Genomic DNA, 25,215 nt, shown 5'->3' with positions numbered 1-25,215 from the left:
CGGGCACGCACGCGTGCGGGCGGGCATCATGTGCGCATGAGGTCGATCTGGAAGGGCTCCATCGCGTTCGGGCTCGTCAACGTGCCCATCAAGGTCTACGCGGCCACCGAGACGCACGACGTGTCCCTGCACCAGGTCCACGACGACGACAAGGGCCGCATCCGGTACAAGCGGGTGTGCGAGTTCGGCCACGAGGTCGAGTACGCGGACATCCAGCGTGCCTACGATGACGGTGACAAGACCGTGGTGCTCACCGCGGACGACTTCAAGCAGCTCCCCGAGGAGCAGTCGCACGAGGTCGAGGTGCTCGAGTTCGTGCCCGTCGACCAGGTCGACCCGATGATGTTCGAGAAGACCTACTACCTCGAGCCCGACTCGCGCTCGCCGAAGGCGTACGTGCTGCTGCGCGAGACCCTGGCGAAGACCGACCGCCTGGCGATCGTGCAGTTCACCCTGCGGCAGAAGACGCGGCTCGGGGTGCTCCGGGTGCACGACGAGGTCATCCTGCTGCAGGGGCTGCTCTGGGGCGACGAGGTCCGCGCCGCCGACTTCAAGACCCTCGACACGACGGTGAAGGTCAGCGCCAACGAGCTGAAGATGTCGTCCTCGCTCGTCGAGAGCATGTCAACCGACTTCGACCCCGACCGCTACACCGACTCCTACCAGGAGGAACTGCAGCAGCTGATCGACGCCAAGCTCGAGGCGGGCGACGACATCGACACCGAGAAGACCTTCGGCGCCCAGGACGACGAGGACGACGACGACGAGGGCGGAGACGTGCTCGACCTGATGGCCGCCCTGCGTGCGTCCGTCGACAAGAAGCGGACAGGAGGCTCGGGGTCGCGTTCGTCGTCGACCTCACGGTCGTCGTGCGGTTCCGGCTCGGGCACGTCCGGCTCGGGCACGTCCGGCTCCGGCAGGAAGGCACCGGCGAAGAAGGCGCCCGCCAAGAAGGCCGCGGAGAGCACGGCCGAGAAGGCCCCCGCGAAGTCGGCGCCGAAGAAGGCCCCGGTCAAGAAGGCGCCCGCCAAGAAGCCCGCCGCGAAGAAGCAGGCGAGCTGACCACTCCCGGGTCAGGCCGCGGTCGACCCGCCGCCCGCCAGGCGCTCGAGCGTGGTGAACACCTCGACGTACTGCTGGCGGAGCGCCGCCCACCCGGCGCCGGTGTCGATCGACTCCGGGTCCTCGACGGGCACCGCGTACCCGTACTGCGCCCGCGGGACCGGGTCGCCCGGCAACCGGAGCTCCTGGGTGAACGCACCGCTCGCGGCCTCGAAGGTCAGGGTGTGCGACGCGATGTTCCGGCCCCAGTCCGCGGACGGCCACGACATGAACGCGACGTGCCGCATCCCCTCGGCGGGATCGGTCGCCGAGACGTAGCAGCCGTGGTGGTCCTCACCCGGGGACAGGATCGTGTACGTGCCGTTGTCCCGGTAGACGAGCAGGGCCTCGGCGAAGGGCTTCGGTGCATACATCGCGGTGTAGCGCAGCGCGTGCACGAACTGCGGCCGGCCCAGCGGGACCGTCACGAGCGCGCTGCGGGCCGGCCCTTCGCTCGGTGGCGCCTCGCCCGGGGTCGACGCCGCTGCACCTGCCGGCAGGTGGGCGACGTAGAGCAGCTCGGCGTCCTCCGTGCCGGTGCTGCGGCCGTCGTGCACGATGCGCGGCTCCTCGACCAGGGCCTGCCCCGGCCCGACGACCCGAGTGGCCTCTTCGGTGACGTGCGTCAGCGCGCCGCGCACCACGAGACCCGTCTGGCGCGCGTCGTGCCGGTGCCAGCCGGTCGACGCACCCACCGGGAGCGTCAGCCGCCGCACCTCGTACGTGCCGCCGTCGGGCCCGTCGACGGTGGCGACGAGGGTGGTGGTGGGCTCGAGATCGGTCATCGGGGTCCTCTCGGTGGCGCGTTCGCCAGATGATCGTCTTGCACCCGCCTGGGACGGCGGTCGAAGGACGACGCGGATCCGTTCAGCCGACGCGCGAGGCACGTGTCACGAGCCGGAAACACGGGTCCGGGACACTGGTCGGATGACTCCACAAGAGCCTGGGAGCCTGCAGTCGTCATCCGAGACCGCAGGCCCGCCCGTCACCGTCTCCGTCACCCGCCTGGTCGAACCCGATCGCATCCCCGAGGTCACCCGCTGGGTGCAGTCCGGGGTGAACCTGGCGAACCGCTACCCCGGCTTCCTCGGCTCCGGGTGGGTGCGTTCCACCGCGCAGTCCCGCGAGTGGCACATGCTCTACCGGTTCGCCGACCACGACTCCCTGGCGACGTGGGAGAACTCCGACGACCGGCTGCGCTGGCTCGACCTGGGCCGTGACCTGGTGGTGGAGTCCCGCGTCGAGAAGCGCACCGGCATCGAGGGGTGGTTCGACGTCCCGCAGGACGCCCCGGCCTCGAGCGCTCCCCCGCGGTGGAAGCAGTCCGTGAGCATCTGGCTCGGCTTCTTCCCGGTCAACCTCGCGTTCACGTACCTGACGGCCTGGCTCGTCCCCGCGTTCGCGCACGTCGCGATCCTGCCCCGGGTGCTCATCACGACCGTCGTGCTCACGCCGATCATGACGTTCTGGGTGCTGCCGTTCGTGACGAAGCTGATCCGCCCGTGGCTGCTCGCTCCGCCGAGGCAGCGACGGCAGCAGGACCCGCAGCCGCGCGGCTAGACCGACGGGCGCTACGGGGTCCCGAGCACCGACAACTGGTCGAGCCGCTCGAGGATGACGCCCTCGCGCAGCGCCCACGGGCAGATCTCGAGGGCCGGCAGGTCGAAGATGTCCAGGCACGCCTCGGCGACGAGCGCGCCCGGCACCACCTGGTGCGCCCGGCTCGGTGAGACACCGGGCAACGCCGCGAGCTCGTCGACCGACATCGTCAGCAGCGCGGGCAGCTTCGACCGGAGCACGTCGCCGTCGAGCACCCGCGGCACGAGCGGACCGGCACCCGAGGGTGCCGCCCCGCAGATCCGCGCGATCGACCGGAAGGTCTTCGAGGTCGCCACGGCACGGTCCGGACGTCCGGCGCGGAGCAACTTGCCGGCGTCGCGGGCGATCTCGACCCGGATCTCGTGCCGGATGCGGCGGACGTCGTCCTCGGTCGGGGTGCCCGCGGCGAAGTAGGACCGAGCCAGGCGTGCGGCGCCGATCGGCATCGACCACGCGACGTCCGGCGCCTCATCGGCACCGCCGGCGATCTCGAGCGAGCCACCGCCGATGTCGAAGACCGCCAGGCGACCGGCGGACCAGCCGAACCAGCGACGCACGGCCAGGAACGTCAGCCGGGCCTCGTCGGAGCCGGACAGGACTGCCAGTTCGACCCCGGTGGAGGCCTCGACGTGGGCGAGCACGGCCTCGGAGTTGCCGGCGTCGCGCACCGCCGAGGTGGCGAACGCGAGCATGTCCTCGCAACCGCGTTCCTCGGCGACACGGACGGCGTCGGCGACGAAGGTGGTCAGGGCGTCGATCCCCTGCTGGGTCACCGCGCCCGAGTCGTCCAGGTGCTCGGCCAGCCGCAGCGGCTGCTTGAACGAGGACGCCGGCAGCGGCGCGGCGCCGCCGTGGGCGTCCACCACGAGCAGGTGGCCGGTGTTGGACCCGATGTCGAGGACTCCCACGCGCATGGGCTCAACGCTAGTGGGCCGAGCAGTCACGCCACGGCCGGGAGGCCCGTCCTACGCCCGCAGGAACGCCTCCAGCTCGGCGGTGGTCGGGTACGAGGCCTGTGCGCCCGGCTTGGTCGCGGCGTACGCCCCGACCCCCACCGCGAACCGAGCGGCGTCAACGAGGGCGTCCCCCGCCGCCAGACGCAGCGCCACCGCACCCATGAAGGCGTCGCCGCAGCCCGTGGTGTCCACCGGCTCGACCCGCACGGCGTCGATCGACACCGGCTCGGCACCGCGATCGTGCACGACGCACCCGGCACCACCACGGGTGACGATCGACCGGGTGACGCCGTGGTCACCGAGCGCCGCGGCCTCGTGCTCGTTCACCAGCAGGACGTCGGTCAACTCGAGGAGCTCGGCCGGCACGGCACCGAACGGCGACAGGTTCGTGAGCACCGTGACCCCGGCGGCGTGCGCGGCCCGGGCGGCGGCGAGGACGACGTCGATCGACACCTCGAGGCAGAGCCCCAGCACCGCGGCGTCGGCGAAGGCGTCGGTCGGCACATCGTCCGGCGTCAGCGTGCCGTTCGCCCCGGCGGAGATCACGATGGTGTTCTCGCCTGCGGCGTCGACCGTGATGACGGCGGTGCCGGTCGCGACGCCCTCACGGATCGCAACGTGCGTCGTGTCGACACCCGCAGCCGCGACGGAGTCGCGGAGCAGCGCACCGTTCCCGTCGTCGCCGACCGCACCGATCATGCGCACCGTGCCCCCGAGCCTCCCGGCAGCCACCGCCTGGTTGGCGGACTTGCCCCCTGGCAGGATCGCGAGGTCGGAGCCCTGCAGGGTCTCACCGGGCTGGGGGAAGCGCGTGGTGCGGACCACCAGGTCCGCGTTGAGCGACCCGACGACGACGATGCTCTCGGTCAACGGACGGTCTCCTTCTGCGGGGCGACGGACGTGGTCTCGGCACCCTCCGGACGGGGGATGAGGAACGAGATCGCGAGCGCGACGGTCGTGATCGCGGCCCCGAGCAGCATGCCACCGGAGTACCCGGCGGTGCCCGCGGAACCGCCGACGCCGAGCGCGATCTGCAGCGCGGGCAGGACGGCGAAGCTGACCCCGGCACCGAGGTTGAACGCGCCGGCGTTCAGCCCGGGCAGGAACCCGGGGTTCGACTCCGGCGACAGCACGATGCCCAGGCCGTTCAGGATGATGTTCGCAATACCGGCGTAGGTGATGCCGATCAGCACGGTCGCGGTGACCAGCACGGGCAGGGAGTGCACCCCGACGAGCGCCATCAGGACGGTCGAGACGATGCTGCCGATCAGGCCGAAGCGGAGCACGGCGCGGTACCCGATGGTCGGGGCGAGGCGCCCGGCGAAGGGTCCGACGATCCAGCCGACCAGCGCGTACGGGGTGAGGAACACGAGCGACGCCAGGTCGGGCTCCATCCCGAAGCCGGCGTCACCGTTCTGCGCGAGCGAGGTGACCAGGCCGTTGACGACCGCGAAGACGCCCGTCATCGTCAGGAACGTCGTCGCGAGGAGCGCCCAGGTCGCCCGGCGCTGCAGGAACCGGGTCTCGACCAGGGGCTCCCGTACGCGCGACTCGACGGCCCAGAACACCGCGAAGGCGACGAGCGCGACGACGACGCCACCGACCACGAGCACGGGGTTCGCCGCGCCGAGCTTGCCGGCCTCGTTGAACGCCGTGAGCAGCGCACCGACGCTCACCACGAGGGGCACGACGCCGATCCAGTCCATCCGGGTGCCGGCCGAGGGCTTCGACTCGACGCCCCAGACCGCGACCAGGAGCAGAGCGAGGACGGTGACGACGGCGATGACCCAGAAGATCCCGCGGAACCCGAAGTTCGTCGCGATCCAGCCGCCGGCCAGGGCGTCGACACCCGCGATGCCACCGTTCACCGCGGTGAGCAGGCCGAGCGCGGCGCCGTAGCGCTTCGGGTCGCTGATCTCGTTGCGCAGGACGAGCAGGCAGATGGGGACGACCGGACCGGTGACGCCCTGGATGATGCGGCCGGCGAACAGCATCGGCACGTTCACCGCGAGCGCGGCGACGATGCTGCCGACGAGCATCACGGCGAGCATGCCGATCAGCACGCGCTTGCGGCCGACGATGTCGGACAGCCGCGGCAGGAAGAGCGAGAACAGCGCCGCGAGCGTGAAGTACAGGGTCTGCGACAGGCCGATGGTGGCGTCGTCGGTGTTGAGCTCGCGCGCCATCGTGACGAGGGCGGGGCTGAGCATGCTCGCGTTCAGCTGGAACGCGATGCACGCGGCGAGGAGCGCGGCCGTGAGGGCGCCGATCGACTTCTTCGTCGAGGTGGTGGTCATGGGGGTTCAGCGCTCCGGGGTCGTGGTGATGCCGGCTTCGACGGCGTCGGCGGCGGCACGTGGGGTCCAGCCGGTGTCGGCCGTCTCGCCGATGCGCTCGAGGGCGTCGACGACGAGGTCCCAGAACCGGCCGTGGTCGAGCTCCATCGCGGCGCTCGTGCGGCAGTCCTCGGGTGCGGGGGCGCGGAAGTCGGCGACGGTCATGCCGAGGGTCAGCGCGCCCTGGGTCTCGACGTGGATCGGGACCTTCACGGCGCGGACGATGGTGGGGTCGATCACGTAGGCGACGGCGCAGGGGTCGTGGACCGGCGGGGCGTCGAAGCCCTGGGCGTCCTTGTAGGTCTGGCCGAAGAAGTCGAGCAGCTCGCCGACGAACGCGGCGGGGGCGGTGCCGACGCCGGCGATGCGCGCGGCGACCTCGGGGGTGGCCAGGGCCTGGTGCGTCAGGTCGAGGCCGACCATCACGACGTCCCACCCGGCCTCGAACACGATGGCCGCGGCCTCGGGGTCGATGACGATGTTGAACTCGGCGACCGGGCTCCAGTTGCCGACGTGCACGCCGCCGCCCATGAGCACGACCTGCTTGACGCGCTCGACGATGCGGGGCTCCTTGCGGGCCGCGAGGGCGATGTTCGTCAGACCCCCGGTCGGCACGAGGGTGACCGTGCCGGGCTCGTGGGCCATCACGGTGTCGATGATCAGGTCGACGGCGTGGCGCGCGTCGAGGTCGAACGACGGCTCGGGGAGCATCGGGCCGTCCAGGCCGCTCTCACCGTGGATGTCCGGTGCGACCTCGATCTGGCGCAGCAGCGGGCGGGCGGCTCCGGCGGCGAACGGTACCCCGGTGATGCCGGCGATGCGGGCGACGGCCAGGGCGTTGCGGGTGACCTTCGGCAGGGTCTGGTTGCCGACGACGGTGGTCACCGCGAGCAGGTCGATGGCCGGGCTGCCGTGGGCGAGCAGGAGCGCCACGGCGTCGTCGTGGCCGGGGTCGCAATCGAGGATGATCTTCGCGGCGGGCTGGGTCGCATCGGGCACGCTGGGCGCTCCACTTCTTCGGGGAATCGAGGTGAGTGCTCGACGTGGTGGGGATCCACGGGCCGGCAGAGCGCTGGCGACGCGGCGCGTCAAGCGTTTGACATCGAAACACGTCAAACGCTTGACGTCAAGTTCGACCACCACGCTCGCTAGCATCGACGGGTGCCCTCCCCCGCCGTTCCGAGCCGTCGTGTGACCGCTGCGATGGTGGCCGAGCGTGCGGGCACGAGCATCGCCACGGTCTCCCTCGTCGTGAACGGCAAGGACCGCGGGCGGGTCTCCACCCCCATCGCCGCACGGGTCCGCGACGCCGTGGACGACCTCGGCTACGTCGTCGACCACGCGGCGAGTTCCCTGGCGCGCGGCAGCGGCGACCTCGTCGTGTTCATCGCCCCCGACCTGTCGAACCCGTTCTTCGCCGAGGTCATCCGTGGCGTCCGCGACACCCTGGGCGACCGGTTCCAGCTCGTGCTCTCCGTCACCGAGCGGGGTGCACAGCCGGTCGCGGCCGACGTCCGGCGCTTCGAACGGCTCCGGCCAGCCGGCATCCTGGTCGACGCACCGGCCGCCGACGAGCCGATGTCGGCGAGCGTCCCCGTGGTGCTGCTCGACGCCCCCGGTGGGCCCGAGGCGGTCAACTACGACCTCTCCACCGGCGTGCACGACCTCGTCGCCCACCTGCACGACCAGGGGCACCGGCACGTGGGCTACCTCGACGGCACCTCGAGGGCGGCGACGTTCGGCGTGCGCCGCGAACTGTTCGAGCAGGCCTGTGCGGAGGCCGGCATCACGGTCTCCGAGGTCACCGCCCGCGCCGACCTCACCGTGGAGGCCGCGGCCTCGGCCACCGAGCACGTCATCGAGGCCTGGCAGGACGACGACGTCACCGCCGTCGTCGCGGCCGCGGACACCCTGGCCTACGGAGTCCTGCGGGTCGCTGGCGCGCTCGGCATCGCCGTCCCCGGCGCACTCGCGGTCGCGGGCTTCGACGACCTGCCGTCCTCGTCGGTCACCGCGCCGGCCCTGACGAGCGTGGCGCTTCCCGGCGCCGACCTCGGTCGGGCTGCAGCACTGCGGCTCCTCGCGACGCTCGACGGCACAGCCGCCGAGCCCGCGGCCCTGCCGACGCGGCTCGTGCCGCGCGCGAGCACCGGCGCGTAGCGCCAGCGCCAGCGCCCGAGCCGGGCCCGCGAAAGCGACACATCTCGCACGTCCGAGGCGGCAGGACCGCGAAAGCGACAGTTCGACGCGGATGTTCCGCGGAGAACTGTCGCTTTTGCGAAGGAGGCGGGCTGGCCACGCGCCGTGTGCGCGGACGCGCCGGACGGGAGGCCCGGTGCCAGCCCGCACCGCGCCTCCAGGGAGCGACGGGCGCGACCACCCCGCCATGGCGACAGATCTCGCCGCCCACCGACCGGCAGGACCGCGAAAGCGACAGATGTCCGCGGACGTTCCGCGCAGATCTGTCGCTTTCGCGAGGCAAGCTACTGCTGCGTGCGGTCCGTCGGCTCCGCCGCCGCGTGCTCCGCACGCGCCGCGCGCTGCGCCCGCTCGAGCTCGTCGGCCTCCTCGCCGCCGACGGCCTCGCCACGGGCGACCATGCCGGCCGTGTCGGAGAGCGTGATCTGCGGCAGGAAGAGCGCGAGCAGGAACGCCACCGCGATGAACGGCAGCAGGTACCAGAACACCGGTGCGAGCGAGTCGGCGTAGGCGTTCACGACACCGTCCTGCACCGCAGGCGGCAAGCCCGCGACGGTCGACGGGTCGATGCTCCCCGCCGACGACGCCGCATCGGTCGCCGAACCACCGGCACCGCGGAACACGTCGGTCAGCGACGTCGTGAGCCGCGCGGTGAAGAGCGCGCCGAAGACGGCGGTACCGAGGGAGGCGCCGACCTCGCGGAAGTAGTTGTTCGTCGAGGTCGCGGTGCCGACCTGCTCGGCGGGGACGGCGTTCTGCGCGACGAGGACGACCACCTGCATGATCAGGCCGAGCCCGGCACCGAAGACGAACAGGTACGCGCAGATGAGCCAGATCGGGGTGTCCGCCGCCAGCTGGGTCATCGCGAGCATCGCGATGGCCACCAGGACCGTGCCGACGATCGGGAACATCCGGTAGCGCCCGGTCTTGGTGATCAGGACACCCGAGGCGATCGACGTGCCGATCAGGCCGGCCATCATCGGCAGCATCAGCAGGCCGGAGACCGCAGCCGAGGTACCCGAGGCCATCTGCAGGAACGTCGGGACGAAGCCGATCGCGGCGAACATGCCGATGCCGAGCACCAGGCCGATGCCGGTGGCCAGCAGGAAGGTGCGGTTGCGGAAGAACGACAGCGGGAGCACGGGGTCCTGCGCACGGGACTCGACGAACACCAGCAGCGCTGCCGAGACGACGAGACCGGCGAACCAGGCCCAGGTCTCGGGGGCGTCCCAGCCGTGGTCCTTGCTGCCGCCGAACTCCGAGAAGAACACCAGGCACGTGGTCGCTGCGGACATGAACAGCACGCCGAGGACGTCGATGCGCTTCGTCGCCTTCTTGTTCGGCAGGGTCAGCGCGAACCAGGCCACGAAGAACGCCGCGATGCCGACCGGGATGTTGATGTAGAACGCCCAGTTCCAGGTGAGGTGGTCCACGAAGAAGCCACCGAGCAGCGGGCCACCGATGGCGGACAGGCCGAAGATCGCACCGAGCGGGCCGAGATACTTGCCGCGCTGCGAGGCCGGGACGATGTCCGCGATGATCGCCTGCGACAGGATCATCAGGCCGCCGCCGCCGAGCCCCTGCATGGCGCGGAACGCCACGAGCTGCGTGAAGTCCGTGGCGAACGCGCACCCGGCCGACGCGATGGTGAACAGCGCGATCGCGATGAGGAACAGGTTGCGTCGGCCGAGGACGTCGCCGAACTTGCCGTAGACGGGCATCACGATGGTGGAGGCGAGCAGGTACCCGGTCGTCAGCCAGGCCTGGTGCGCGACGCCGCCGAGCTCGCCGACGATCGTCGGCATCGCGGTGGAGACGATGGTCTGGTCGAGGCTGGAGAGCAGCATCCCCGCGATCAGGGCGGAGAAGATGATCCAGATGCGACGCTGCGTCAGGAGCAGCGGGCCGTCGGAGCCTGGGCGGGCACGCTTGGTGGTGCCCGGCGCGGTGGCGCTCATGTGGTGTGTTCCCGTTCGATCGTGGTGACCGCCCTGAGCAGGCGGAGGTTCTCGGTGAGCAGCGCGTCGAACGTCGGCCCCGTGGCCTCGTCGAAGGCGTCGTCGAAGTACTCGGTCGCGGTGGCCTTCATCAAGGCTGCCGCGGCCTCGGTGACCAGTCGCGGTCGGCGGTCGGCGGGGTCGTCCCACCCGAACCGTCGCCGCAGGGCCACGGTGATCCGGGCGAGCTGCACGTCGGTCGCCGACAGGAACCGCGCGACGAGTGCCGGCTCCCGCTCGAACACCCGGCGGACCAGGGCTTCGTCGGCGCGGGCGATGCCGACCCGGTGGAACTGGTCGATCGCCAGCGCCACGATCGAGCCGAGGGGGTCGAGCTCGCCGGGGACGATCCCGCCCGCGGCGTAGGCATCGATCGCCTCGACGTCGGCGTTGAGCTCGATGCCGAGCACGGCGTCGTCCTTCGACCCGAAGTGGTTGAAGAACGTGCGGCGCGACACCCCGACGGTCTCGCAGAGCTGCTCGATCGTGAAGCCGTGCAGCCCGTGTTCGACCGTCGCCCGACGTGCCTCGACGATCATGCGTCGGCGCAGCGCGCGGGTGCGTTCAGTGGTGCTCACCGAGCAAGAATTGCACTCTCCTGCCGAAAGTGCAATATGGCACGATCGGGCCGGGCTACAGCGCCTTCTCGAAGCAGAACGACCACGGCATGGTCGCGACGTAGGGCTCGTAGACGTCGATCTGGTCCCAGCCGGTCTTGCGGTAGAGCGCCACGGCGTCGGGCTGCTTGTCGCCGGTCTGCAGGATGAGCCGCGGGGCGCCGAGTTCACGGCCGACGCGCTCGCACTCGTCGAGCAGCGCGGTGGCCGCACCCTTGCCACGCGCGGAGGCCAGCACGATGAGGCGCTTCAGTTCGACCTCGTCGCCCAGACGTCGGACGGCGATGTGCCCGACCGGGTCGCCGGACTCGTCGAGAGCCAGGATCGACGTGACGACGGTCGACGGGTCGACGCTCAGCGCACGACCCCGCTCGGCGGTGACCGCCGGGTCCTCGCCTGCGTTCGCCGACCCGTAGCGCTCGTGCATCTCGTCGTCCATGCCGGCGCGGAGCACCACGCTGCGGGGGTCGTCCCAGGACACGCGTTCGATCGTGATCACGAACGTCGATCCTGGCACGGGCGACCGACGACGCGGAAACCGAGGCGCCCGTCGGGCGCGACCGGCGACGCCCGTCAGGCGCGACCGGCACCGCCCGTCAGGCGCGACCGGCACCGCCCGTCAGTCGCGCTGGCCGAGTGCCGCGATCGGGCCCTCGCCGGCGCGGAACGCCGCGAGCACGGCCGCCGCGTCGTCGTACACCTCTGCCGCCCCGGCACCGCGGAGCTCGTCGCCGCCGATGCCGCCGGTCATCACGCCGACGCACGGTACCCCCACCTTGCCGGCGGACTCGACGTCCCACATGGCATCCCCGACCATCACGGCGTCGTCGGCGGAGACCCCGGCCTTGTCGAGCGCGACCCGGATGATGCCGGGGTCCGGCTTCGCCTGCTCGACGTCCTCGGAGCTGGTCTCGGCGGTGACCCACTCGCCCGCGTCGAGCAGGTCGCGCAGGCGGGCGAGTTCGTGCTCGGGCGCGCTGGTCGCCAGGACCACGGCGTGCCCGGCCTCGGCGACGGCCTGCAGGAGTTCGCGTGCACCCGGCAGCAGCCGGAGCCGCGGCATCTGCTCGGCGTAGTAGGCGGTGTGGAACTGCTTGGCGGTGTCGCGGGTCTCCTGGGACGCGTCCGGCAGCAGCGTCTCGAGCAGCTTCGCTGAGTCCATCCCGATCGCGCGGTGGATCCGCCAGGCGTCGACGGACTCCCCCGCCGCCAGGAACGCCCGCCACCACGCGTCGATGTGCGCGTAGTTCGAGTCGGCGAGGGTGCCGTCGATGTCGAAGAGGACTGCTGTCGTGGGTGCGTCGGCCATCACACCATGCTGCTCGGGAGGCCCGGATCGCCTCCCAGGGGCCGCCCGCGTCCGTCAGACGGTGATCGTCTCCCCCGCCGGCAGGATCAGGACGGGCACCGGCCCGAGACCGTCCGGGCCGAGGAAGCGCGCGGCGGACTGCTGGCCGAGCTCGCTCAGCATCGCCTCGTGGATCTGCACGGCCCGCTCCGGCGCCACAGCTCGCACGTAGTCGACGGCCTGGGCGGTGTTCGTCCACGGCCCGCTCGTCGGCAGCAGCAGGGTCGGCACCGGGACGCCGGGCTCGAGGTACGCGTCGCCCGGGTGGAACACCGCGTCGTCCACCAGGTAGCCGACGTTCGCGGTGGACGGGATGTCGGGGTGGATGACCGCGTGCTGCTCGCCGAAGACCCGGACGGAGAACGGTCCGACGGTGATCGCGTCGCCCGCGTGCACCGCTGCGACCCGGCCGTGGTGATCGCCGAGCTGCTCGACGACGGTCTCCGGACCGCGGACGACGAGGTCCGGGTTCGCGGCGAGTCCCGCGCGTAGGGCGTCGATGTCGAAGTGGTCGGGGTGGTCGTGCGTGACGAGGACGCCCGCTGCGCCGCGGACGAGGTCGACGGCCTCGGGCGTGAACACCCCGGGGTCGATGACGAGGGTGACGCCGTCCTGCTCGAGGACGACGGTGGCGTGGTTGTACTTCGTCAACTCCATGCGCACAACTGTACAGCCGTGTTGTACTTCTGCGGCTGCCCTGAAGGTGAGGGGTTGTTCAGTCGGCTCGGCGCGCGACCCGCTCGAACAGCTCGGGCAGACGGCGGAGCAGCGCACGCTCCTCGGCGTCGGTCTCCTCGCGGATCGCATCGGCCAGCCAGTCCGTGCGGGCGTCCATGTCGCGCTGCAGTGCGGCCCGGCCGGCGTCCGTGATCCGGATGACCGACGCTCGGCGGTCGGTGTCCGACGCCGTCCGGTCGACGTACCCGAGTTCGGCCAGTTCGCCGACCGTGCGGGACTGCCCCTGGTGCTTCACCCCGCGGCGGCGCGCGAGTTCCGCGATCGTCATCGGGCCCTCGCGGTGCAGGAACCCGAGGGTGGTGGTGTGCGTGGCCGGCAGCGCGTCCGCCTCGCGTCGTGCGGCACGCACGACCCGTCCGATGGACTGTCGGAGCTCCGCAGCGAGCTCGTCGATCGGGTCCATGCCCGGAACGCTACCGCTTCACGGACAGGAGGCGCGGTGCCAGCTGGCACCGCGCCTCCTGTCCGTCACGGGGTTCTGCTCAGCTGCTGCGGACGTCGTCCGCCGCACCCTGCGCGTTGTCCTTGACGTCGGACGCGGCCCCCTGCGCCTCGCCCTTGACCGCCTGCGCGGCGTCCTGCGCAGTCCCCTTGAGGTCCTGCGCGTGCTCCTTCGCCACGTCGCCGAGCTGCGAGCCGACGTCCTTCGCCTGCTCCTTGACCTCGTCGACGAGCGGTGCAGCCTTGTCCTTCAGCTCACCGGCGAGCTCTTCTTCCTTCTCGGTGGTCGGCAGGAGCGACGACACGAGCCAACCGGCACCGAACGCGATGAGGCCGACGGCAAGCGGGTTGCCCTTCGCCTTCTCGACGCCCTTCTGCGCGACGTCCTTCGCCTGGCCGGTCGCGCCCGAGGCGGAACCGGAGGCGCTCGAGCGGGCCGACTGGGCCGCGCCCATCACGGACTCACGGACGTCCTGGAACCGGCCCTTCACCTTCTCGCTCTGGCGGTGGGCGATGGACGACGGGCTGACCTTGTCGGCGAGGGCGTCGACGTCGGAGCCGAGTTCGCCGCGGGTGCGCTCGATGTCGGCGCGGATCTCGTCTGGGGTGCTCATGGCTTCCTCCCGGTGTTGGGCTTGAGTGTCTCGGGGACTTCCTTGGCGGTCTCGACCGTCTGCGGGGCGCCCTTGATCTCCTTGATCTCCTTGCGCCCGCGGACGGCCAGGATCGCGGCGACGATCGCGTAGACGACCGCGATGATCAGGGCGGACCAGGCGTTGCCGATCAGGTAACCGAGGCCCCACCACGCGGCGATCGACAGGAACAGCAGGGCGAACACGGCGGTGAGTCCGGCGCCGCCGAACATCCCGCCCGCCTTGCCGGCCTTCTTCGCGGAGTCGGTCAGCTCGGCCTTCGCGAGGGCGACCTCCTGCCGGAACAGACTGGAGAGGTCACGCGACACGTCGGACAGCAGCTCACCGAGCGGTGTGGTCGCGGCGCGCTCCTCGGGCGTCGGTTCACCCAGGGGTGTCGCGCCGGGGACGGACTGGCTCATACGCCACTCCCCGATCCGGTGGTGCCGTCGCCGGCCTCCTTCTCGTGCTTGACCTCGGTCGCGAGTGCCTTGGTCAGGCGTCCGGCGAGCAGGCCAGCACCGGCGGCGATCGCGATGAAGGTACCGGGGCGCTTCGCGGCGAAGGTCTTCACCTCGTCGAGCAGCGAGCCCGGGTCGCGGTTCTCGAGGAACCCGGCGGCCGAGGTCGCGCGGCCCGACAGGTCGCGGACGACCTTCGAGGCGACGCCCTGCTCGTCGTCGTTCTCGGCCATGCGACCGAGCTGCTCGCCGAGGGAGCGGAGTCCGCCGGCAGCGCGCTGCTGCTGTTCGCCGGCCTGCTGCTTGAGGTTCTCGGACGCCTGGCCGTAGAGCTGCTTGGCGTGGTCGGTCGCCTCGGAGGCGACCTTCGACGCCTGCTCCTTGGCGGTGCCCGCGACGTTCGCGGCCTTCTCCTTGGCGTCGCCGGCGACGTCCTGCGCGGCACCCTTGGCCGCGTCGGCCTTGCCGGAGCCGCTGCCCGAGTCACTGCCGGAGCCGGAGCCGCTGCCGGTGCTGCCGGAGCCACCAACGCTGCCGGCGGATGCCGCGGACGGGACGGCGGGGAGCTGCTCGTCGGCCGGGACGGCGTCGAGGGGTGCGTCGAACGGCACCTCGGCGGCGCTGTCGCCGTACGGGTCGTAGGTCTGGGGCGCACCGGGGTCGGTGGGTCGCGCGGCGGGGGTACCGCTGGCGTACGACGGCACGGTCACGCCGGGGGCGACCTCGTGGCCCTCGGAGGCTGCGGTGCGGTCGTGGATGGGCGTCCCGGAGTCGTTCCCGGGTGGGTTCGTGGTCATGGTCGGCCTTCCGGTTGTCGTCGTCCCCGGTGTGCACCGGGGGCGTTTCGCCATCGACCGTGCGCGCTGCCCTCTGGGCCAGGACCCAGGAATGCCGGGAAACGCGGTCCGGCAATCCGCACAGGTGGAAGCCGGTTGGATCGACGGATGCCCCGTGTCTCGGTCGTGATCCCCGTGCGGGACGACGCCGTGCACCTGCGGCGGTGCCTCGCCGCCCTCGCGGCCCAGACCCGGCCGGCCGACGAGGTCGTCGTGGTCGACAACGGCAGCACCGACGACAGCGCGGCGATCGCCCGGGACGCCGGCGCGGTGGTGCTCACGGAGCCGGTGCGCGGGATCGCCCGGGCCTCGGCGCGCGGCTACGACCGGGCGTCCGGCGACGTCGTCGTGCGGCTCGACGCCGACTCCGTCCCACCGCCGTCGTGGATCGCCGACGCGGTCCGGTTGCTCGCCGACCCCGAGGTCGTCGCGGTCACCGGTCCGGGCCGGCCGCGGAACGGTGGCGCCGTGGTGCGCCGGCTGTGGAACGCCGTGTACATGGGCCCGTACTTCGTCCTGATGTGGAGCGCGCTCGGGCACCCGCCGCTGTTCGGGTCCGCCATGGCGATGCGCCGGTCGACCTGGGCTGCGGTCGGTGGGCGAGCGCACCGCGACGACGCCGAGGTGCACGACGACGTCGACCTGAGCATGCAGCTCGACCCGGCCTGGCGGGTGGTTGCCGATCCCGTGCTCACCCTGCAGGTGTCCGCGCGACCGTTGGCGGGCCTCCCGTCCGTCTGGGTGCGGACGCGACGTGCCTTCCACACGTTCCGCGTGAACGGCCGGCGGGCGAACCCGGTGCGCCGGTGGGCGCGACGGCTGCGATCGCAGTCGCGGTCGCGGCGGTGGTGGCGCAGCCGCTGACCGACGGGGTCGGGGGACAACGAATCGGTGACGGTCTCAGCCACCGCGGCCCCCGGTCGGTACGTTCGTGAGTGACGGTCACGACCTGACGAGACCGGACGAAGGGGAACCATGCGCCACACGATCACGCTCGCTGCCCTGCTGGCGGCGGGCCTCGCCCTGACCGGCTGCGCCCAGGCCGGACCGGCCGGACCCGCGAGCGACACCGCGACCACCGCAGCCGACCCGACGACGGCACCGAGCCCGACCGACACCACGACCGCTCCGAGCCCCACCGACACCGGGGCCCCGAGCGACGAGACCGTCACCGTCCCGGCCAGCTGCACCGACCTGATCACCCCTGGCAAGTGGGACAAGGCGTTCGCATCGGCACCGCTCAACGACCCCTCGGTCGTCGGCGACCCGATCGCGATCCCGAAGAGCTCGTTCACCCCGGCGCTGCAGGGCGACGGCAAGCGCCTGTACTGCGTGTGGCGGGAGCCGCAGGCCGACATCTCGTACCTGTCCATCGCGGTCGACGCAGTCGATCCGGCCGCAGCCCGCGACGCGCTCGAGCAGCTCAGCGCGAAGGGCTACGACTGCGGCGACGAGTCCGACGGGTACCTGTGCCAGAAGGTCTCGAAGAACTCGCAGTACCCGGTCACGGACGGCGACACGTACTTCACCCGGGGCGACATCGGCATCCACATCCAGCAGTCGAACATCGAGACGACCGATCTGCTCGACGACGTCGTGGCGAACGTCTTCACGGACTGACGCATCGGGTCACCGGGCGGGGCGGGACCGCACGTGTGCCCGCTCGCCCTGTGGCCCGAACAGGCACAGCACCTCGGTGACGGAGTCGGTCACGTTGCCCATCCAGTGCGGGGTGTGGGTGTCGAACTCGGCGACCTCACCGGGGCCGAGGTCGAGGTCGTGCTCCCCGAGCACCAGTCGGAGCCGTCCGGACAGGACGTAGAGCCACTCGTAGCCCTCGTGCGTCTTGAGCGACGGGTCCCCACCCGGGGTGTTCGGTGGGAACAGCTGCTTGAAGGAGCGCACCCCACCGGTCCGCTTGGTCAGCGGCACGACGACACGACCGCCGTGCACCTCGGGCTTCATGTGCACGCGCGGGTCGCCGGTCTGCGGTGCGCCGACCAGGTCGTCGAGGGGCACCTGGTACGCCCGGGCGAGGGGCAGCAGCAGTTCCAGCGTCGGCTTCCGTTGACCCGACTCGAGTCGCGACAGGGTGCTCACCGAGACCCCCGTCTGTTCGGACAGTGCCGCGAGTGTGACGTCGCGGTGGGCGCGCAGCGCGCGGAGTCGGGGGCCGACCCCGTCGACCACGTCGGCCGTCGTGCGCGGGGCGGCCGGTCCCCGGGTGCTGTGTGCCATGCGGGCCATGTTGCCACATCGGCAAACTTCGTTGCCGTTCACTCGTGACCGGCCGCATGATCAACGCATGCCTGAACACTTCGACGTCATCGTCATCGGCGGCTCGGCCGCCGGCCTCTCCGCCGCCCTGATCCTCGGCCGTTCGCGGCGCTCGGTGCTCGTCGTCGACTCCGGCGAGCCCCGCAACGCTCCGGCGGCCGGCGCGCACAACTACCTCGGCCACGAGGGCGTCGCGCCCGCCGAGCTGATCCGCATCGGTCGCGACGAGGTCGCCGCCTACGGCGTCCAGGTCACGGCCGGGAGGATCATGGCCACGTCCGCCACCACCGGTGACGGTCACGACCCGGTCGGCTTCTCGGTCACGCTGGACTCCGGCGCGGTCGTCACGGCGCGCAGGCTGGTCGTCGCCTCCGGCGCCGTGGACGTTCTGCCGGAGGTCCCGGGCCTGGCCGAGCAGTGGGGGCGCGGGGTCGTGCACTGCCCGTTCTGCCACGGGTGGGAGATCCGCGACCAGCGGATCGGGGTTCTCGTCACGACACCGAACGCCGCGCACCACGCGCTCATGTTCCGGGCGCTGAGCGATCGGGTGACCGCGTTCCTGACCGATCGGGCCCTGATGGACGACACCGCCCTGGCTGGTTTGGCCGCCCGCGGCATCTCGGTCATCGAGGGCCCCGTTGCCGCCGTGGTCTCCGAGGGTGACCGGCTGACCGGGGTCCGGCTCGGCGACGGGTCCTTCGTCGAGCTCGATGCCCTGGCCACGGCGAGTCGGCCTGAGGCGCGGGTGGGCTTCCTGTCCGGGCTCGGCCTCGCCGCCACCGACCAGTTCATGGGCGACCACCGGTTCGCGACGGCGTTGACCGTGGACGCCGCCGGGCAGACCGCCGCTCGTGGGGTCTACGCGGCCGGCAACGTGACGGCCCCGATGGCGACGGTCATCGCGTCGGCGGCGGCCGGCACCCAGACGGGCGCGGCGGTGCACGGCGACCTGGTGCAGGCCGACCTGGCGGCGGCGCTGGCCGGGGTGGGCGCGGGCTTCTGACATCCGGTGCGAGGTTCCGTACTCGGTGTGAGGTCCGCGTGGTCGCACCGAGTGCGGAACCTCGCACGACTCGTGGGCGCACCTCGCACGGTGCGAGGGAGCCGTCAGTCGACGCGGTAGCCGGCCTGCGCAGCCAGGAGCGGTGCGAGCGTGTACAGCTGGTCGGCGCCGATCGTGGCCCCGCGGAACCCCTCGAGCCGCTCGACCCGATCGAGGTCCGCTCCGCGCAGGTCCACGTGGTCGATGCGGGTGTTCGACCCCTCGGCGGCGCGGATGCTGCTGCCGTCGAACGACACCCGCAGCAGCTTCGCGTCGGCGATGTCGAGCTCGTCGATGACGCAGTCGCGGAACACCACGTCGGTGATCGTCGACCCGCGCAGGTTCACGAACCCGAACTTCATGCCGACGAACTCGACGCCGTTCAGCCCGGAGTCGTACAACTCCGCCGAGCCGACCCGCCCGCCGGAGACCCGGACCTCGCGCCACGTGCTGCTCGACGCCCGCAGGATCGGGGCGTCGAGCGAGTCGATGACCGAGTCACGGACCCGGAGCCCACGGAAGTCCGCGTCGCCGCCCCGGAACGTGTCGATGACGCACTCCTCGATCTCCAGGTCGGGCAGTCGCTCGCCGGCCAGGTCGAGGACGTCGATGCGCTTGCCCTCGATGCGGTCACCCGTCAGGACGTCACCGGGAGCTGGCACCCAGTCCTCGAGGTTCGTCGGTTCGGTCAGGGTGATGCGCGGGGCGTCGGTGCCGGAGGAGCGTGCCATGCCCCCAGTCTGGCGGCGACCGCCGACCCCGGGTCACGACCGGGGTCGGGTGAGGACGCTGTCCAGCCGGTAGTCCTTCGCCGGGCCGCGCGCTTCCCACCGCACCGTCCAGCGGTCTTCGTCGCCGTCGAAGGCACCCGTGTAGTCGTCCGGAGTGCAGGCGTGGGCGACGCACGTGCCCCAGACCCAGTCGTGGAAGACCCGACCGTCGGAGAAGTGCACGGTCCAGCCGCCGGCGGCGCGGTGCGCCACGCCGGTACTCGTCCGCCGCAGGACGAGGGTCCGGGACACGGGCGTCGTCCGACCGTCGAAGGTCATCACGCCCGACTCGTCCCAGCGCACCTCGTCGTCACCGAACCGGGTCAGGGTGGTCGTCCCGGTGACGGTCCCCGTGGCACCGGCGCGGTGGTCGTGCACGGTGCGGTGCAGGTCCCACACCCCGAGCAGGTCCGTCGGCAGCAGCACCCGCCCACTCTACGTCCGGGTCAGCGAACCCCCCGGGGTGGCGGGTTCACGTCGTCCTCGGGCTGGGCACGCCTGGGGACGAGGGTCCGGAGCCCCACGACGACGGCACCGCCGGCCGACGCCACGAGGATGCCGAGCGCTATCCCGCCGGTCGAACCCCGGCCGTAGTTGGACCACGGCAGACCGACCGCCCACTGCACCGCCGGTCCGACCACGAGCAGGGCGCTCGTGGGTGCCACCACGACGACGAACTTCCGCGCACTGCTCCACTCGGGTCGCAGCAGGGTGATCGCCCCCGCCAGCGCCGCGATCGACGCCGCCCCGTAGACCCAGGACGAGCCGGACAGGCGCCAACCGTCGAACGCGAGCCAGTCCTGGACACCCTGCACGGTTCGCTCCCACGCGTGCGCCCGCTGCGTGCGCCCGGAGACGATGGGCAGCGGCCACCCGATGACGGCGAGCACCCCGGTCATCGCAGAGACGACGCCCAGGACGCGCGGCCAGAAGCGCGGTCCGACAGCAGGCTCGACGTCGAAGTCGGGAATGCTCAACCGCGCAGGGCCTCGGCCCGCGCGGCTCGGCGCTCGTCGTCGGTGATGACACCGCGCGCGTGCAGCTCGTCGAGTTCGAGCAGCCGCTGTTCGGGCGAGCTCCGACGGGCACCGTGGGGACGCCGACTGCGGACGACCGCGATGCACACGGCGACGATGACCGCGACGACGATGAGCGCCATCAGCAGGGTCCAGACGAGGTCGTAGACCGGCGGGATGAGGGGGTTCTGCACTTCTTCGGAGGCCATCATCGTCCGCGCAACGCTTCGGCTCGGGCGCTGCGGTGCTCCTCGTCGGAGATCACGCCGCGGGCGTGCAGGTCGTCGAGTTCGGCGAGCCGCTGTTCGAGTGGCTTGTCCGGTGCGAACGTGCGGCTCTGCATCGCCCGGTACGCGATGTCCTCCTGCATGGTGAGCGGGTTCTGACCACGGTCGGCCATCCGCTTGCCGCGGTAGAGCGACAGGATGACGATCGTCAGGGTCGTGAGGATCGCCAACGCGGCGACGACCCCGAACGCGATGCCGAACCAGCCGTCGAACAGGTCGGGCATCCCCGACTCCCCCGGACCCTCGAGCTCACTGAACGCGGACCAACTGAGCACCATCGCACTCCCCCTTCTCACAACGACGAGCGAAGCGTAGCGCGACACGGGGAACACGAGCGGGCGTTCCTTCCCAGAACGCCCGCGATGGAATGTGGAACCGGGCGTACCTGGTCGGAACTTTCGACCCGGTACGCCCGAAATCACCCGGTACGCCCGATTCGACCAGGCAGCGCGAGCCCCACCAGCCAGCGCGAGCCCCACCAGGCAGCGCGAGCCCCACCAGCCAGCGCGAGCCCCACCAGGCAGCGCGAGCCCCACCAGCCAGCGCGCCACGCACCACCCCGGCCTCCCCCAGCCCGCTCAGCCGCGCAGCGGCCCCGAACCCGGAACGTTCGCACCGTCCGCGAAGCCGGCCACGAGTGCACGCAACGCTTCTTCGGAGGTGTGTCGGGCCTCCCATCCGAGCACCGACCGGGCACGGTCGGTCCGCATGATCGGCACGCCGGCCGCGATGTCGATCCAGCCGGCGTCCGTCGGCTGCAACCGCAGCCGCCACGTCACCGTCACGACCCCGCGCAGCAACCGCAGCGGGATCCGCACGGCACCGAGCATGCCGAAGGCCCGAGCCAGGCGAGGCGGATTGAGCACGGGCGAGGCGGCGATGTTGAACGCCCCCGCTGCCCGTCGGTCGACCGCGCGCCAGTAGGCGTCGGCGACGTCGTCGGCGTGCACGGCCTGGAACACGAACGGGTAGGGCAGCGGCAGCACGAGCCAGCGGATCCACCGCACGATCGACATCGGCACCAGGTGGCCGAGGAAGAGGCCGCGTATCTCGGCGGCGGCGTCCCGCTGGAAGATCAGCCCCGGGCGCAGCCGGGTGACGGTCACGGAAGGGTGCTCTACCTCGAACGCGTCCATCGCCGCCTCGTTGGCGGCCTTGTGGATCGAGTACGTCGCCGTCGGGATGCCGTCGGCGGGCCAGGTCTCGTCCACGAGGGTGCGCTTGCCGTCGACGTCCACCCCGCGGTAGGCGCCGACCGAGGACGCGACGACGACCTGGGGCACCTCGGCACGCGCGACGGCTGCCAGGACGTTCGCCGTGCCGGTCACGTTCGTGCGGTGCTGCGCCGGGATGTCGTGCGTCGGCTGGAGTGCCCAGGCCAGGTGGATGACGGCGTCGGCGCCCTGGAACACGGCCGAGAGCTGGTCCACGGCGTCCGCGGCGCCGACGTCGACGGCGTGCCAGACGGCGGCGGCGTACGGCTCGGCGCGCAGGTCCGGCAGCCGCCGGGCGACGCCGACGATCTCGACGCGACCGCCACCGCCAGCGCCAGCGCCAGCGCCAGCGCCAGCATCAGCGCCAGCGGACGCCCCGTCGCCGTCGGCACGCACGGCGGCGAGCCGACGGAGCACCGCCGTCCCCACGTTGCCGGTCGCACCGACGACGACGATGCGCATCAGGCTGCGGCCATCGCGGGGTCGAGCACGACCTTGACGCAGTCGTCCTGCTTCTTCTGGAAGACCTCGTACATGTGCGGGGCCTCCTCGAGCGAGACGCGGTGGGTGGTCAGGTCGAGCGTGCCGAGCGGGTCCGACGGGTCGGAGACGAGCGGCATGATGTCGTCGATCCAGCGCTTCACGTTGCACTGGCCCTCGCGGATGGTGATCTGCTTGTCGAACAGCGTCATCATCGGCATCGGGTCGGCCATGCCGCCGTAGACACCGCTCAGCGAGACGGTGCCGCCGCGACGGACCAGGTCGATCGCCGCGTGCACGGCGGCCAGCCGGTCGACGCCGGCGGTCTCGATCGCCTTCTGCGCGAGCTTGTCGGGCAGCAGGCCGGCGGCGCGCTGGGCGAAGCCCGCCATCGGGTTGCCGTGGGCCTCCATGCCGACGGCGTCGACGACCCCGTCGGGGCCACGGCCGTCGGTCAGGTCGACGAGCTCGGGCACCAGGTCCTTCGTCAGGTCGAACACCTCGGCGCCGTGCTTCGCCCCGAGGTCACGGCGGACCTGCTCGGGGTCGACGGCGAGCACGCGGTAGCCGAGGTGCTTGCCGATGCGGGCGGCGAACTGGCCGACCGGGCCGAGGCCGAGCACGGCGAGCGTGCCGCCCTCGGGCACCTGGGCGTACTGCACCGCCTGCCACGCGGTCGGCAGGATGTCGCTCAGGAACAGCCAGCGGTCGTCGGGGGTGCCGTCGTCCGGCACGACGATGGGGCCGTAGTCGGCGTGCGGCACGCGCAGGTACTCCGCCTGGCCACCCGGGACCTGGCCGTACATCTTCGTGTAGCCGAACAGCGAGGCACCGGTGCCGTACTCGGTCACCTGGGTGGTCTCGCACTGCGACTGCAGGCCGTGCTGGCACATCCAGCAGTGGCCGCAGGAGATGTTGAAGGGGATGACGACCCGGTCGCCGACCTTCAGGTTCGTGACGCCGGATCCGATCTCTTCCACGATGCCCATCGGCTCGTGGCCGAGGACGTCGCCGCGGTCGATGTACGGGCCGAGCACGCGGTACAGGTGCAGGTCGGAGCCGCAGATCGCCGTGGAGGTGATCCGCACGATCGCGTCGGTCGGCTCCTGGATGGTCGGGTCGGGGACGGTCTCGACGGACACCTTCTCGGTGCCCTGGTAGGTCAGTGCGCGCACGTTGCGTTCCTCTCGTGGTCGCTTCGAGCCTGCCTGGAGGCACTACTCGCGTTCCCCTCCTCGGTACGCGCCCGCCCCGTGGACGCTCCCAGCCCCGCGTCCCCCTCGCGCACGTCGGCCGTGTGCGCGGTGCGTGCCGGGCGCGGGCGGCCGGGCGGACCTGCACCGGGCCTCCCGGCCGTCGCCTCAGGCGGGTTCTGCCAGGGCGAGCAACGGCTCCCGCGCGACCGCCAGCGCCGTCAGCCCCGCAGGCGGTCGCGCTCCGCCGGCGGCAGGTGCTCGGTCGCGGTCCGGCGGGCGGCCGGGCTGAGGAACCGGCCGCTCTGCTCGAGGAACTCCACGAGCGCCGCCTCGGACGCCCGCTTCCCCGTCTCGCGCAGGACCAACCCGAGCGCCGACTGCACCGTCTCGCTGCGCTCCCGCACCAGGCGACCGGCGATCCCGAGTGGCACCTCGGCGTCGCCCTGCTTCACGAACGCCAGGGTCGCGACGACCGCGATCCGGCGGACCATCGCCACGTCGGACTTCGCCAGCGCGAACAGCGGGCCGGTCGAAGCGCCCAGCAACGGTGCGCCGACGAGTTCCTCGGCCGCCAGGTCGACGAGCACCGGGTCCTCGAACCGCTCGGCCTTCGCCACCGACAGGTACTCGTCGGTGAGCTCCGGGTCGGGGTGCGCCCGCATCGCCTGCACGAGCAGCAGGACGGCGACGAGCTTCGCGCCGTCGTCCTCGCTCCAGAGCAGCGCCGAACGCTCGCCCTCGTCGAGGTCGTGGAACTGCCGCGCGACCCTCCGGGCCGCGGCGACGTCACCGGTGGTGCGGGCGAACGCCGCCAGCACGGCCTCAGCGTCGCGCCCTGCTGGGAGGCCCGTCACGCGACCTCCCCCTCGCTCGCGTCGCTCTGTGGTGCCCTCCGACGTCCGCGGCTGAGCACGATGACCGCGACGACCACCAGGAACGCCGCGAACAGCCAGGTGCCGACCTGCGGGTCGACCAGCCGCGCCAGCACGGCACCACCCGGCGAGCACACCGCGGCGGTGATGCCGACCGTCAGCCCGACCCGCAGGTCGACCGCGCGACGCCGCAGGTTCGCGACCGTCCCGGACACCGACGTCGGCACCATCGTGAGCAGCGACGTGCCCTTCGCCAGCAGGTCACCGGCACCGAGCACGACCTCGAGCCCCGGCACGATGACGACCCCGCCTCCGACCCCGACGAGCCCGGACAGCACCCCGGACAGCAGCCCGAGCAGCAGCAGGACGATCGCTTCGACGACGCCGAAGTGCACCTCGCCACCGCGGGTCGGCACCGTGGTGAACAGCGACACGAGCACGACGGCGATGAACCCGACGAAGATCCACGGCAGCGCGCGGAGCGGCAGGGCACGGAGCAGCCGGGCACCGATCGGGGCGCCGATGACGCTCCCGACCGCCAGGGTCAGGGCCGCGAGCCAGTGCACCTCGCCCTGCACGGCGTAGGTGACCGCGCCGACGACGGCCGCGGGGGCGACCGCCACGAGCGATGTGGCCGAGGCCCGACGCTGGTCCATCTGTGCGAAGGCCATGAGCGCCGGCACCACGATGACCCCACCACCGACGCCGAACAGCCCGGACAACACTCCCGCCAGGACCCCGATCGCCACCAACACGAGCACCGTTCCGCCGCGCTTCCTCATCCCGCCCAGGCTATCCGC

At 72.0% G+C, this 25,215-nt stretch carries 30 protein-coding genes; 6 read left to right on the top strand and 24 right to left on the bottom strand.

The features are described from left to right. Window positions 1-36: 36 nt before the first annotated feature. Window positions 37-1,062, top strand: coding sequence for a non-homologous end joining protein Ku (gene ku, locus DEJ29_RS01955; protein ID WP_111094326.1), 1,026 nt, complete (start codon window positions 37-39; stop codon window positions 1,060-1,062). 11 nt (window positions 1,063-1,073) lie between these two features. Here the strand turns inward: ku and DEJ29_RS01950 are convergent, their stop codons facing one another. After that, on the bottom strand, window positions 1,074-1,886 hold the full coding sequence (locus DEJ29_RS01950; protein WP_111094327.1) for a cupin domain-containing protein: 813 nt from the start codon (window positions 1,884-1,886) through the stop codon (window positions 1,074-1,076). Window positions 1,887-2,028: 142 nt separating this feature from the next. On the opposite strand from DEJ29_RS01950, the gene DEJ29_RS01945 reads away from it, so the two are divergent. Next, complete coding sequence (locus tag DEJ29_RS01945) at window positions 2,029-2,661, top strand: antibiotic biosynthesis monooxygenase (RefSeq protein ID WP_111094328.1); 633 nt, start codon at window positions 2,029-2,031, stop codon at window positions 2,659-2,661. 11 nt (window positions 2,662-2,672) lie between these two features. On the opposite strand, the gene DEJ29_RS01940 is transcribed toward DEJ29_RS01945, so the two are convergent. From DEJ29_RS01940 to uriH, 4 genes are read right to left on the bottom strand one after another with little or no spacing between them, the layout of a single operon-like run. Further along, on the bottom strand, window positions 2,673-3,614 hold the full coding sequence (locus DEJ29_RS01940; protein WP_111094329.1) for a Ppx/GppA family phosphatase: 942 nt from the start codon (window positions 3,612-3,614) through the stop codon (window positions 2,673-2,675). Window positions 3,615-3,665: 51 nt separating this feature from the next. Next, the gene (locus DEJ29_RS01935; protein ID WP_111094330.1) at window positions 3,666-4,526 is read right to left on the bottom strand and encodes a ribokinase; all 861 of its coding nucleotides are present in this window, start codon (window positions 4,524-4,526) and stop codon (window positions 3,666-3,668) included. Then, a complete protein-coding gene (gene uriT, locus DEJ29_RS01930; RefSeq protein ID WP_110865607.1) occupies window positions 4,523-5,953 on the bottom strand; it encodes a uridine transporter UriT in 1,431 nt (476 codons plus the stop codon). The genes DEJ29_RS01935 and uriT overlap by 4 nt, the downstream gene beginning before the upstream one ends. 6 nt (window positions 5,954-5,959) lie before the next feature. Next, window positions 5,960-6,991 carry a uridine-preferring nucleoside hydrolase UriH gene (gene uriH, locus DEJ29_RS01925; protein WP_111094331.1) on the bottom strand — a complete coding sequence of 344 codons (1,032 nt, stop codon included), beginning with the start codon at window positions 6,989-6,991 and terminating at the stop codon, window positions 5,960-5,962. A 162-nt stretch (window positions 6,992-7,153) separates the two neighbouring features. Here uriH and DEJ29_RS01920 point away from each other — a divergent pair, with 162 nt between their 5' ends. Beyond that, window positions 7,154-8,152 carry a LacI family DNA-binding transcriptional regulator gene (locus DEJ29_RS01920; protein ID WP_258375892.1) on the top strand — a complete coding sequence of 333 codons (999 nt, stop codon included), beginning with the start codon at window positions 7,154-7,156 and terminating at the stop codon, window positions 8,150-8,152. A 323-nt stretch (window positions 8,153-8,475) separates the two neighbouring features. Here the strand turns inward: DEJ29_RS01920 and DEJ29_RS01915 are convergent, their stop codons facing one another. The 9 genes from DEJ29_RS01915 to DEJ29_RS01875 all read right to left on the bottom strand — a co-directional run bounded on the left by DEJ29_RS01915 (window position 8,476) and on the right by DEJ29_RS01875 (window position 15,222). Further along, the gene (locus DEJ29_RS01915; protein ID WP_111092039.1) at window positions 8,476-10,149 is read right to left on the bottom strand and encodes an MDR family MFS transporter; all 1,674 of its coding nucleotides are present in this window, start codon (window positions 10,147-10,149) and stop codon (window positions 8,476-8,478) included. Further along, window positions 10,146-10,766 (bottom strand): TetR/AcrR family transcriptional regulator, encoded by a 621-nt coding sequence (locus tag DEJ29_RS01910; RefSeq protein WP_258366781.1) that lies wholly within the window; start codon window positions 10,764-10,766, stop codon window positions 10,146-10,148. The genes DEJ29_RS01915 and DEJ29_RS01910 overlap by 4 nt, the downstream gene beginning before the upstream one ends. A 55-nt stretch (window positions 10,767-10,821) precedes the next feature. Beyond that, complete coding sequence (locus DEJ29_RS01905) at window positions 10,822-11,304, bottom strand: GNAT family N-acetyltransferase (RefSeq protein ID WP_258375893.1); 483 nt, start codon at window positions 11,302-11,304, stop codon at window positions 10,822-10,824. 120 nt (window positions 11,305-11,424) lie between these two features. Next, window positions 11,425-12,114 carry an HAD family hydrolase gene (locus tag DEJ29_RS01900; RefSeq protein WP_071404856.1) on the bottom strand — a complete coding sequence of 230 codons (690 nt, stop codon included), beginning with the start codon at window positions 12,112-12,114 and terminating at the stop codon, window positions 11,425-11,427. A 54-nt stretch (window positions 12,115-12,168) separates the two neighbouring features. Continuing rightward, window positions 12,169-12,810 carry an MBL fold metallo-hydrolase gene (locus DEJ29_RS01895; protein WP_111094332.1) on the bottom strand — a complete coding sequence of 214 codons (642 nt, stop codon included), beginning with the start codon at window positions 12,808-12,810 and terminating at the stop codon, window positions 12,169-12,171. 58 nt (window positions 12,811-12,868) lie between these two features. Continuing rightward, entirely contained in the window at window positions 12,869-13,294 is a 426-nt protein-coding gene (locus DEJ29_RS01890) for a MarR family winged helix-turn-helix transcriptional regulator (protein WP_071245883.1), read from the bottom strand. Between the two features lie 79 nt (window positions 13,295-13,373). Then, window positions 13,374-13,946, bottom strand: coding sequence for a DUF3618 domain-containing protein (locus DEJ29_RS01885; RefSeq protein ID WP_027467152.1), 573 nt, complete (start codon window positions 13,944-13,946; stop codon window positions 13,374-13,376). Next, window positions 13,943-14,386, bottom strand: a complete 444-nt coding sequence (locus DEJ29_RS01880; protein ID WP_051597109.1) for a phage holin family protein — start codon at window positions 14,384-14,386, stop codon at window positions 13,943-13,945. Before DEJ29_RS01880 ends, DEJ29_RS01885 begins: the two co-directional genes overlap by 4 nt. Continuing rightward, on the bottom strand, window positions 14,383-15,222 hold the full coding sequence (locus tag DEJ29_RS01875) for a hypothetical protein (RefSeq protein WP_111094333.1): 840 nt from the start codon (window positions 15,220-15,222) through the stop codon (window positions 14,383-14,385). The genes DEJ29_RS01880 and DEJ29_RS01875 overlap by 4 nt, the downstream gene beginning before the upstream one ends. 147 nt (window positions 15,223-15,369) lie before the next feature. Here DEJ29_RS01875 and DEJ29_RS01870 point away from each other — a divergent pair, with 147 nt between their 5' ends. Then, entirely contained in the window at window positions 15,370-16,125 is a 756-nt protein-coding gene (locus tag DEJ29_RS01870; protein WP_111094334.1) for a glycosyltransferase family 2 protein, read from the top strand. 111 nt (window positions 16,126-16,236) lie between these two features. Continuing rightward, window positions 16,237-16,881 (top strand): hypothetical protein, encoded by a 645-nt coding sequence (locus tag DEJ29_RS01865; protein ID WP_111094335.1) that lies wholly within the window; start codon window positions 16,237-16,239, stop codon window positions 16,879-16,881. 9 nt (window positions 16,882-16,890) lie between these two features. Here the strand turns inward: DEJ29_RS01865 and DEJ29_RS01860 are convergent, their stop codons facing one another. Further along, window positions 16,891-17,499, bottom strand: coding sequence for a helix-turn-helix domain-containing protein (locus DEJ29_RS01860; protein ID WP_111094433.1), 609 nt, complete (start codon window positions 17,497-17,499; stop codon window positions 16,891-16,893). Window positions 17,500-17,566: 67 nt separating this feature from the next. On the opposite strand from DEJ29_RS01860, the gene DEJ29_RS01855 reads away from it, so the two are divergent. After that, window positions 17,567-18,541, top strand: coding sequence for an NAD(P)/FAD-dependent oxidoreductase (locus tag DEJ29_RS01855; RefSeq protein WP_111094336.1), 975 nt, complete (start codon window positions 17,567-17,569; stop codon window positions 18,539-18,541). 104 nt (window positions 18,542-18,645) lie between these two features. Here the strand turns inward: DEJ29_RS01855 and DEJ29_RS01850 are convergent, their stop codons facing one another. From DEJ29_RS01850 to DEJ29_RS01810, 9 genes are all read right to left on the bottom strand, one after another. Further along, window positions 18,646-19,311: a pentapeptide repeat-containing protein gene (locus tag DEJ29_RS01850; RefSeq protein ID WP_111094337.1), complete on the bottom strand. Its 666-nt coding sequence runs from the start codon at window positions 19,309-19,311 to the stop codon at window positions 18,646-18,648. Window positions 19,312-19,344: 33 nt separating this feature from the next. Further along, on the bottom strand, window positions 19,345-19,776 hold the full coding sequence (locus tag DEJ29_RS01845; RefSeq protein WP_111094338.1) for a DUF6314 family protein: 432 nt from the start codon (window positions 19,774-19,776) through the stop codon (window positions 19,345-19,347). Window positions 19,777-19,796: 20 nt separating this feature from the next. Then, window positions 19,797-20,327 carry a hypothetical protein gene (locus tag DEJ29_RS01840; RefSeq protein WP_111094339.1) on the bottom strand — a complete coding sequence of 177 codons (531 nt, stop codon included), beginning with the start codon at window positions 20,325-20,327 and terminating at the stop codon, window positions 19,797-19,799. Beyond that, the gene (locus tag DEJ29_RS01835) at window positions 20,324-20,575 is read right to left on the bottom strand and encodes a hypothetical protein (RefSeq protein WP_111094340.1); all 252 of its coding nucleotides are present in this window, start codon (window positions 20,573-20,575) and stop codon (window positions 20,324-20,326) included. Before DEJ29_RS01835 ends, DEJ29_RS01840 begins: the two co-directional genes overlap by 4 nt. Then, the gene (locus DEJ29_RS01830) at window positions 20,575-20,931 is read right to left on the bottom strand and encodes an SHOCT domain-containing protein (protein ID WP_111094341.1); all 357 of its coding nucleotides are present in this window, start codon (window positions 20,929-20,931) and stop codon (window positions 20,575-20,577) included. Before DEJ29_RS01830 ends, DEJ29_RS01835 begins: the two co-directional genes overlap by 1 nt. Before the next feature lie 300 nt (window positions 20,932-21,231). Continuing rightward, window positions 21,232-22,329: an NAD-dependent epimerase/dehydratase family protein gene (locus DEJ29_RS01825; RefSeq protein WP_111094342.1), complete on the bottom strand. Its 1,098-nt coding sequence runs from the start codon at window positions 22,327-22,329 to the stop codon at window positions 21,232-21,234. After that, window positions 22,329-23,522, bottom strand: a complete 1,194-nt coding sequence (locus DEJ29_RS01820) for a zinc-dependent alcohol dehydrogenase (RefSeq protein ID WP_111094343.1) — start codon at window positions 23,520-23,522, stop codon at window positions 22,329-22,331. Before DEJ29_RS01820 ends, DEJ29_RS01825 begins: the two co-directional genes overlap by 1 nt. A gap of 239 nt (window positions 23,523-23,761) precedes the next feature. After that, window positions 23,762-24,397: a DNA alkylation repair protein gene (locus DEJ29_RS01815; RefSeq protein ID WP_181438128.1), complete on the bottom strand. Its 636-nt coding sequence runs from the start codon at window positions 24,395-24,397 to the stop codon at window positions 23,762-23,764. Further along, window positions 24,394-25,197: a sulfite exporter TauE/SafE family protein gene (locus DEJ29_RS01810; RefSeq protein WP_111094345.1), complete on the bottom strand. Its 804-nt coding sequence runs from the start codon at window positions 25,195-25,197 to the stop codon at window positions 24,394-24,396. Before DEJ29_RS01810 ends, DEJ29_RS01815 begins: the two co-directional genes overlap by 4 nt. Between the last annotated feature and the right edge of the window lie 18 nt (window positions 25,198-25,215).

It is taken from the genome of Curtobacterium sp. MCPF17_021 (genome assembly GCF_003234605.2).
In the GTDB taxonomy this organism is placed as follows: domain Bacteria; phylum Actinomycetota; class Actinomycetes; order Actinomycetales; family Microbacteriaceae; genus Curtobacterium; species Curtobacterium flaccumfaciens.
This window is presented reverse-complemented; position numbering and strand designations above follow the sequence as displayed.

Excerpts from the sequence above, each read along its gene's own strand:
- DEJ29_RS01870 (WP_111094334.1), top strand. The coding sequence starts at position 15,370 with ATGCCCCGTGTCTCGGTCGTGATCCCCGTGCGGGACGACGCCGTGCAC.
- DEJ29_RS01945 (WP_111094328.1), top strand. The coding sequence starts at position 2,029 with ATGACTCCACAAGAGCCTGGGAGCCTGCAGTCGTCATCCGAGACCGCA.
- DEJ29_RS01850 (WP_111094337.1), bottom strand. The coding sequence starts at position 19,311 with ATGGCACGCTCCTCCGGCACCGACGCCCCGCGCATCACCCTGACCGAA.
- DEJ29_RS01825 (WP_111094342.1), bottom strand. The coding sequence starts at position 22,329 with ATGCGCATCGTCGTCGTCGGTGCGACCGGCAACGTGGGGACGGCGGTG.
- DEJ29_RS01865 (WP_111094335.1), top strand. The coding sequence starts at position 16,237 with ATGCGCCACACGATCACGCTCGCTGCCCTGCTGGCGGCGGGCCTCGCC.
- DEJ29_RS01855 (WP_111094336.1), top strand. The coding sequence starts at position 17,567 with ATGCCTGAACACTTCGACGTCATCGTCATCGGCGGCTCGGCCGCCGGC.
- DEJ29_RS01880 (WP_051597109.1), bottom strand. The coding sequence starts at position 14,386 with ATGAGCCAGTCCGTCCCCGGCGCGACACCCCTGGGTGAACCGACGCCC.
- DEJ29_RS01915 (WP_111092039.1), bottom strand. The coding sequence starts at position 10,149 with ATGAGCGCCACCGCGCCGGGCACCACCAAGCGTGCCCGCCCAGGCTCC.
- DEJ29_RS01810 (WP_111094345.1), bottom strand. The coding sequence starts at position 25,197 with ATGAGGAAGCGCGGCGGAACGGTGCTCGTGTTGGTGGCGATCGGGGTC.
- DEJ29_RS01890 (WP_071245883.1), bottom strand. The coding sequence starts at position 13,294 with ATGGACCCGATCGACGAGCTCGCTGCGGAGCTCCGACAGTCCATCGGA.
- DEJ29_RS01885 (WP_027467152.1), bottom strand. The coding sequence starts at position 13,946 with ATGAGCACCCCAGACGAGATCCGCGCCGACATCGAGCGCACCCGCGGC.
- DEJ29_RS01875 (WP_111094333.1), bottom strand. The coding sequence starts at position 15,222 with ATGACCACGAACCCACCCGGGAACGACTCCGGGACGCCCATCCACGAC.
- DEJ29_RS01950 (WP_111094327.1), bottom strand. The coding sequence starts at position 1,886 with ATGACCGATCTCGAGCCCACCACCACCCTCGTCGCCACCGTCGACGGG.
- uriT (WP_110865607.1), bottom strand. The coding sequence starts at position 5,953 with ATGACCACCACCTCGACGAAGAAGTCGATCGGCGCCCTCACGGCCGCG.
- DEJ29_RS01830 (WP_111094341.1), bottom strand. The coding sequence starts at position 20,931 with ATGGTGCTCAGTTGGTCCGCGTTCAGTGAGCTCGAGGGTCCGGGGGAG.
- DEJ29_RS01900 (WP_071404856.1), bottom strand. The coding sequence starts at position 12,114 with ATGGCCGACGCACCCACGACAGCAGTCCTCTTCGACATCGACGGCACC.
- DEJ29_RS01940 (WP_111094329.1), bottom strand. The coding sequence starts at position 3,614 with ATGCGCGTGGGAGTCCTCGACATCGGGTCCAACACCGGCCACCTGCTC.
- DEJ29_RS01835 (WP_111094340.1), bottom strand. The coding sequence starts at position 20,575 with ATGGCCTCCGAAGAAGTGCAGAACCCCCTCATCCCGCCGGTCTACGAC.
- DEJ29_RS01860 (WP_111094433.1), bottom strand. The coding sequence starts at position 17,499 with ATGGCACACAGCACCCGGGGACCGGCCGCCCCGCGCACGACGGCCGAC.
- ku (WP_111094326.1), top strand. The coding sequence starts at position 37 with ATGAGGTCGATCTGGAAGGGCTCCATCGCGTTCGGGCTCGTCAACGTG.
- DEJ29_RS01895 (WP_111094332.1), bottom strand. The coding sequence starts at position 12,810 with ATGGAGTTGACGAAGTACAACCACGCCACCGTCGTCCTCGAGCAGGAC.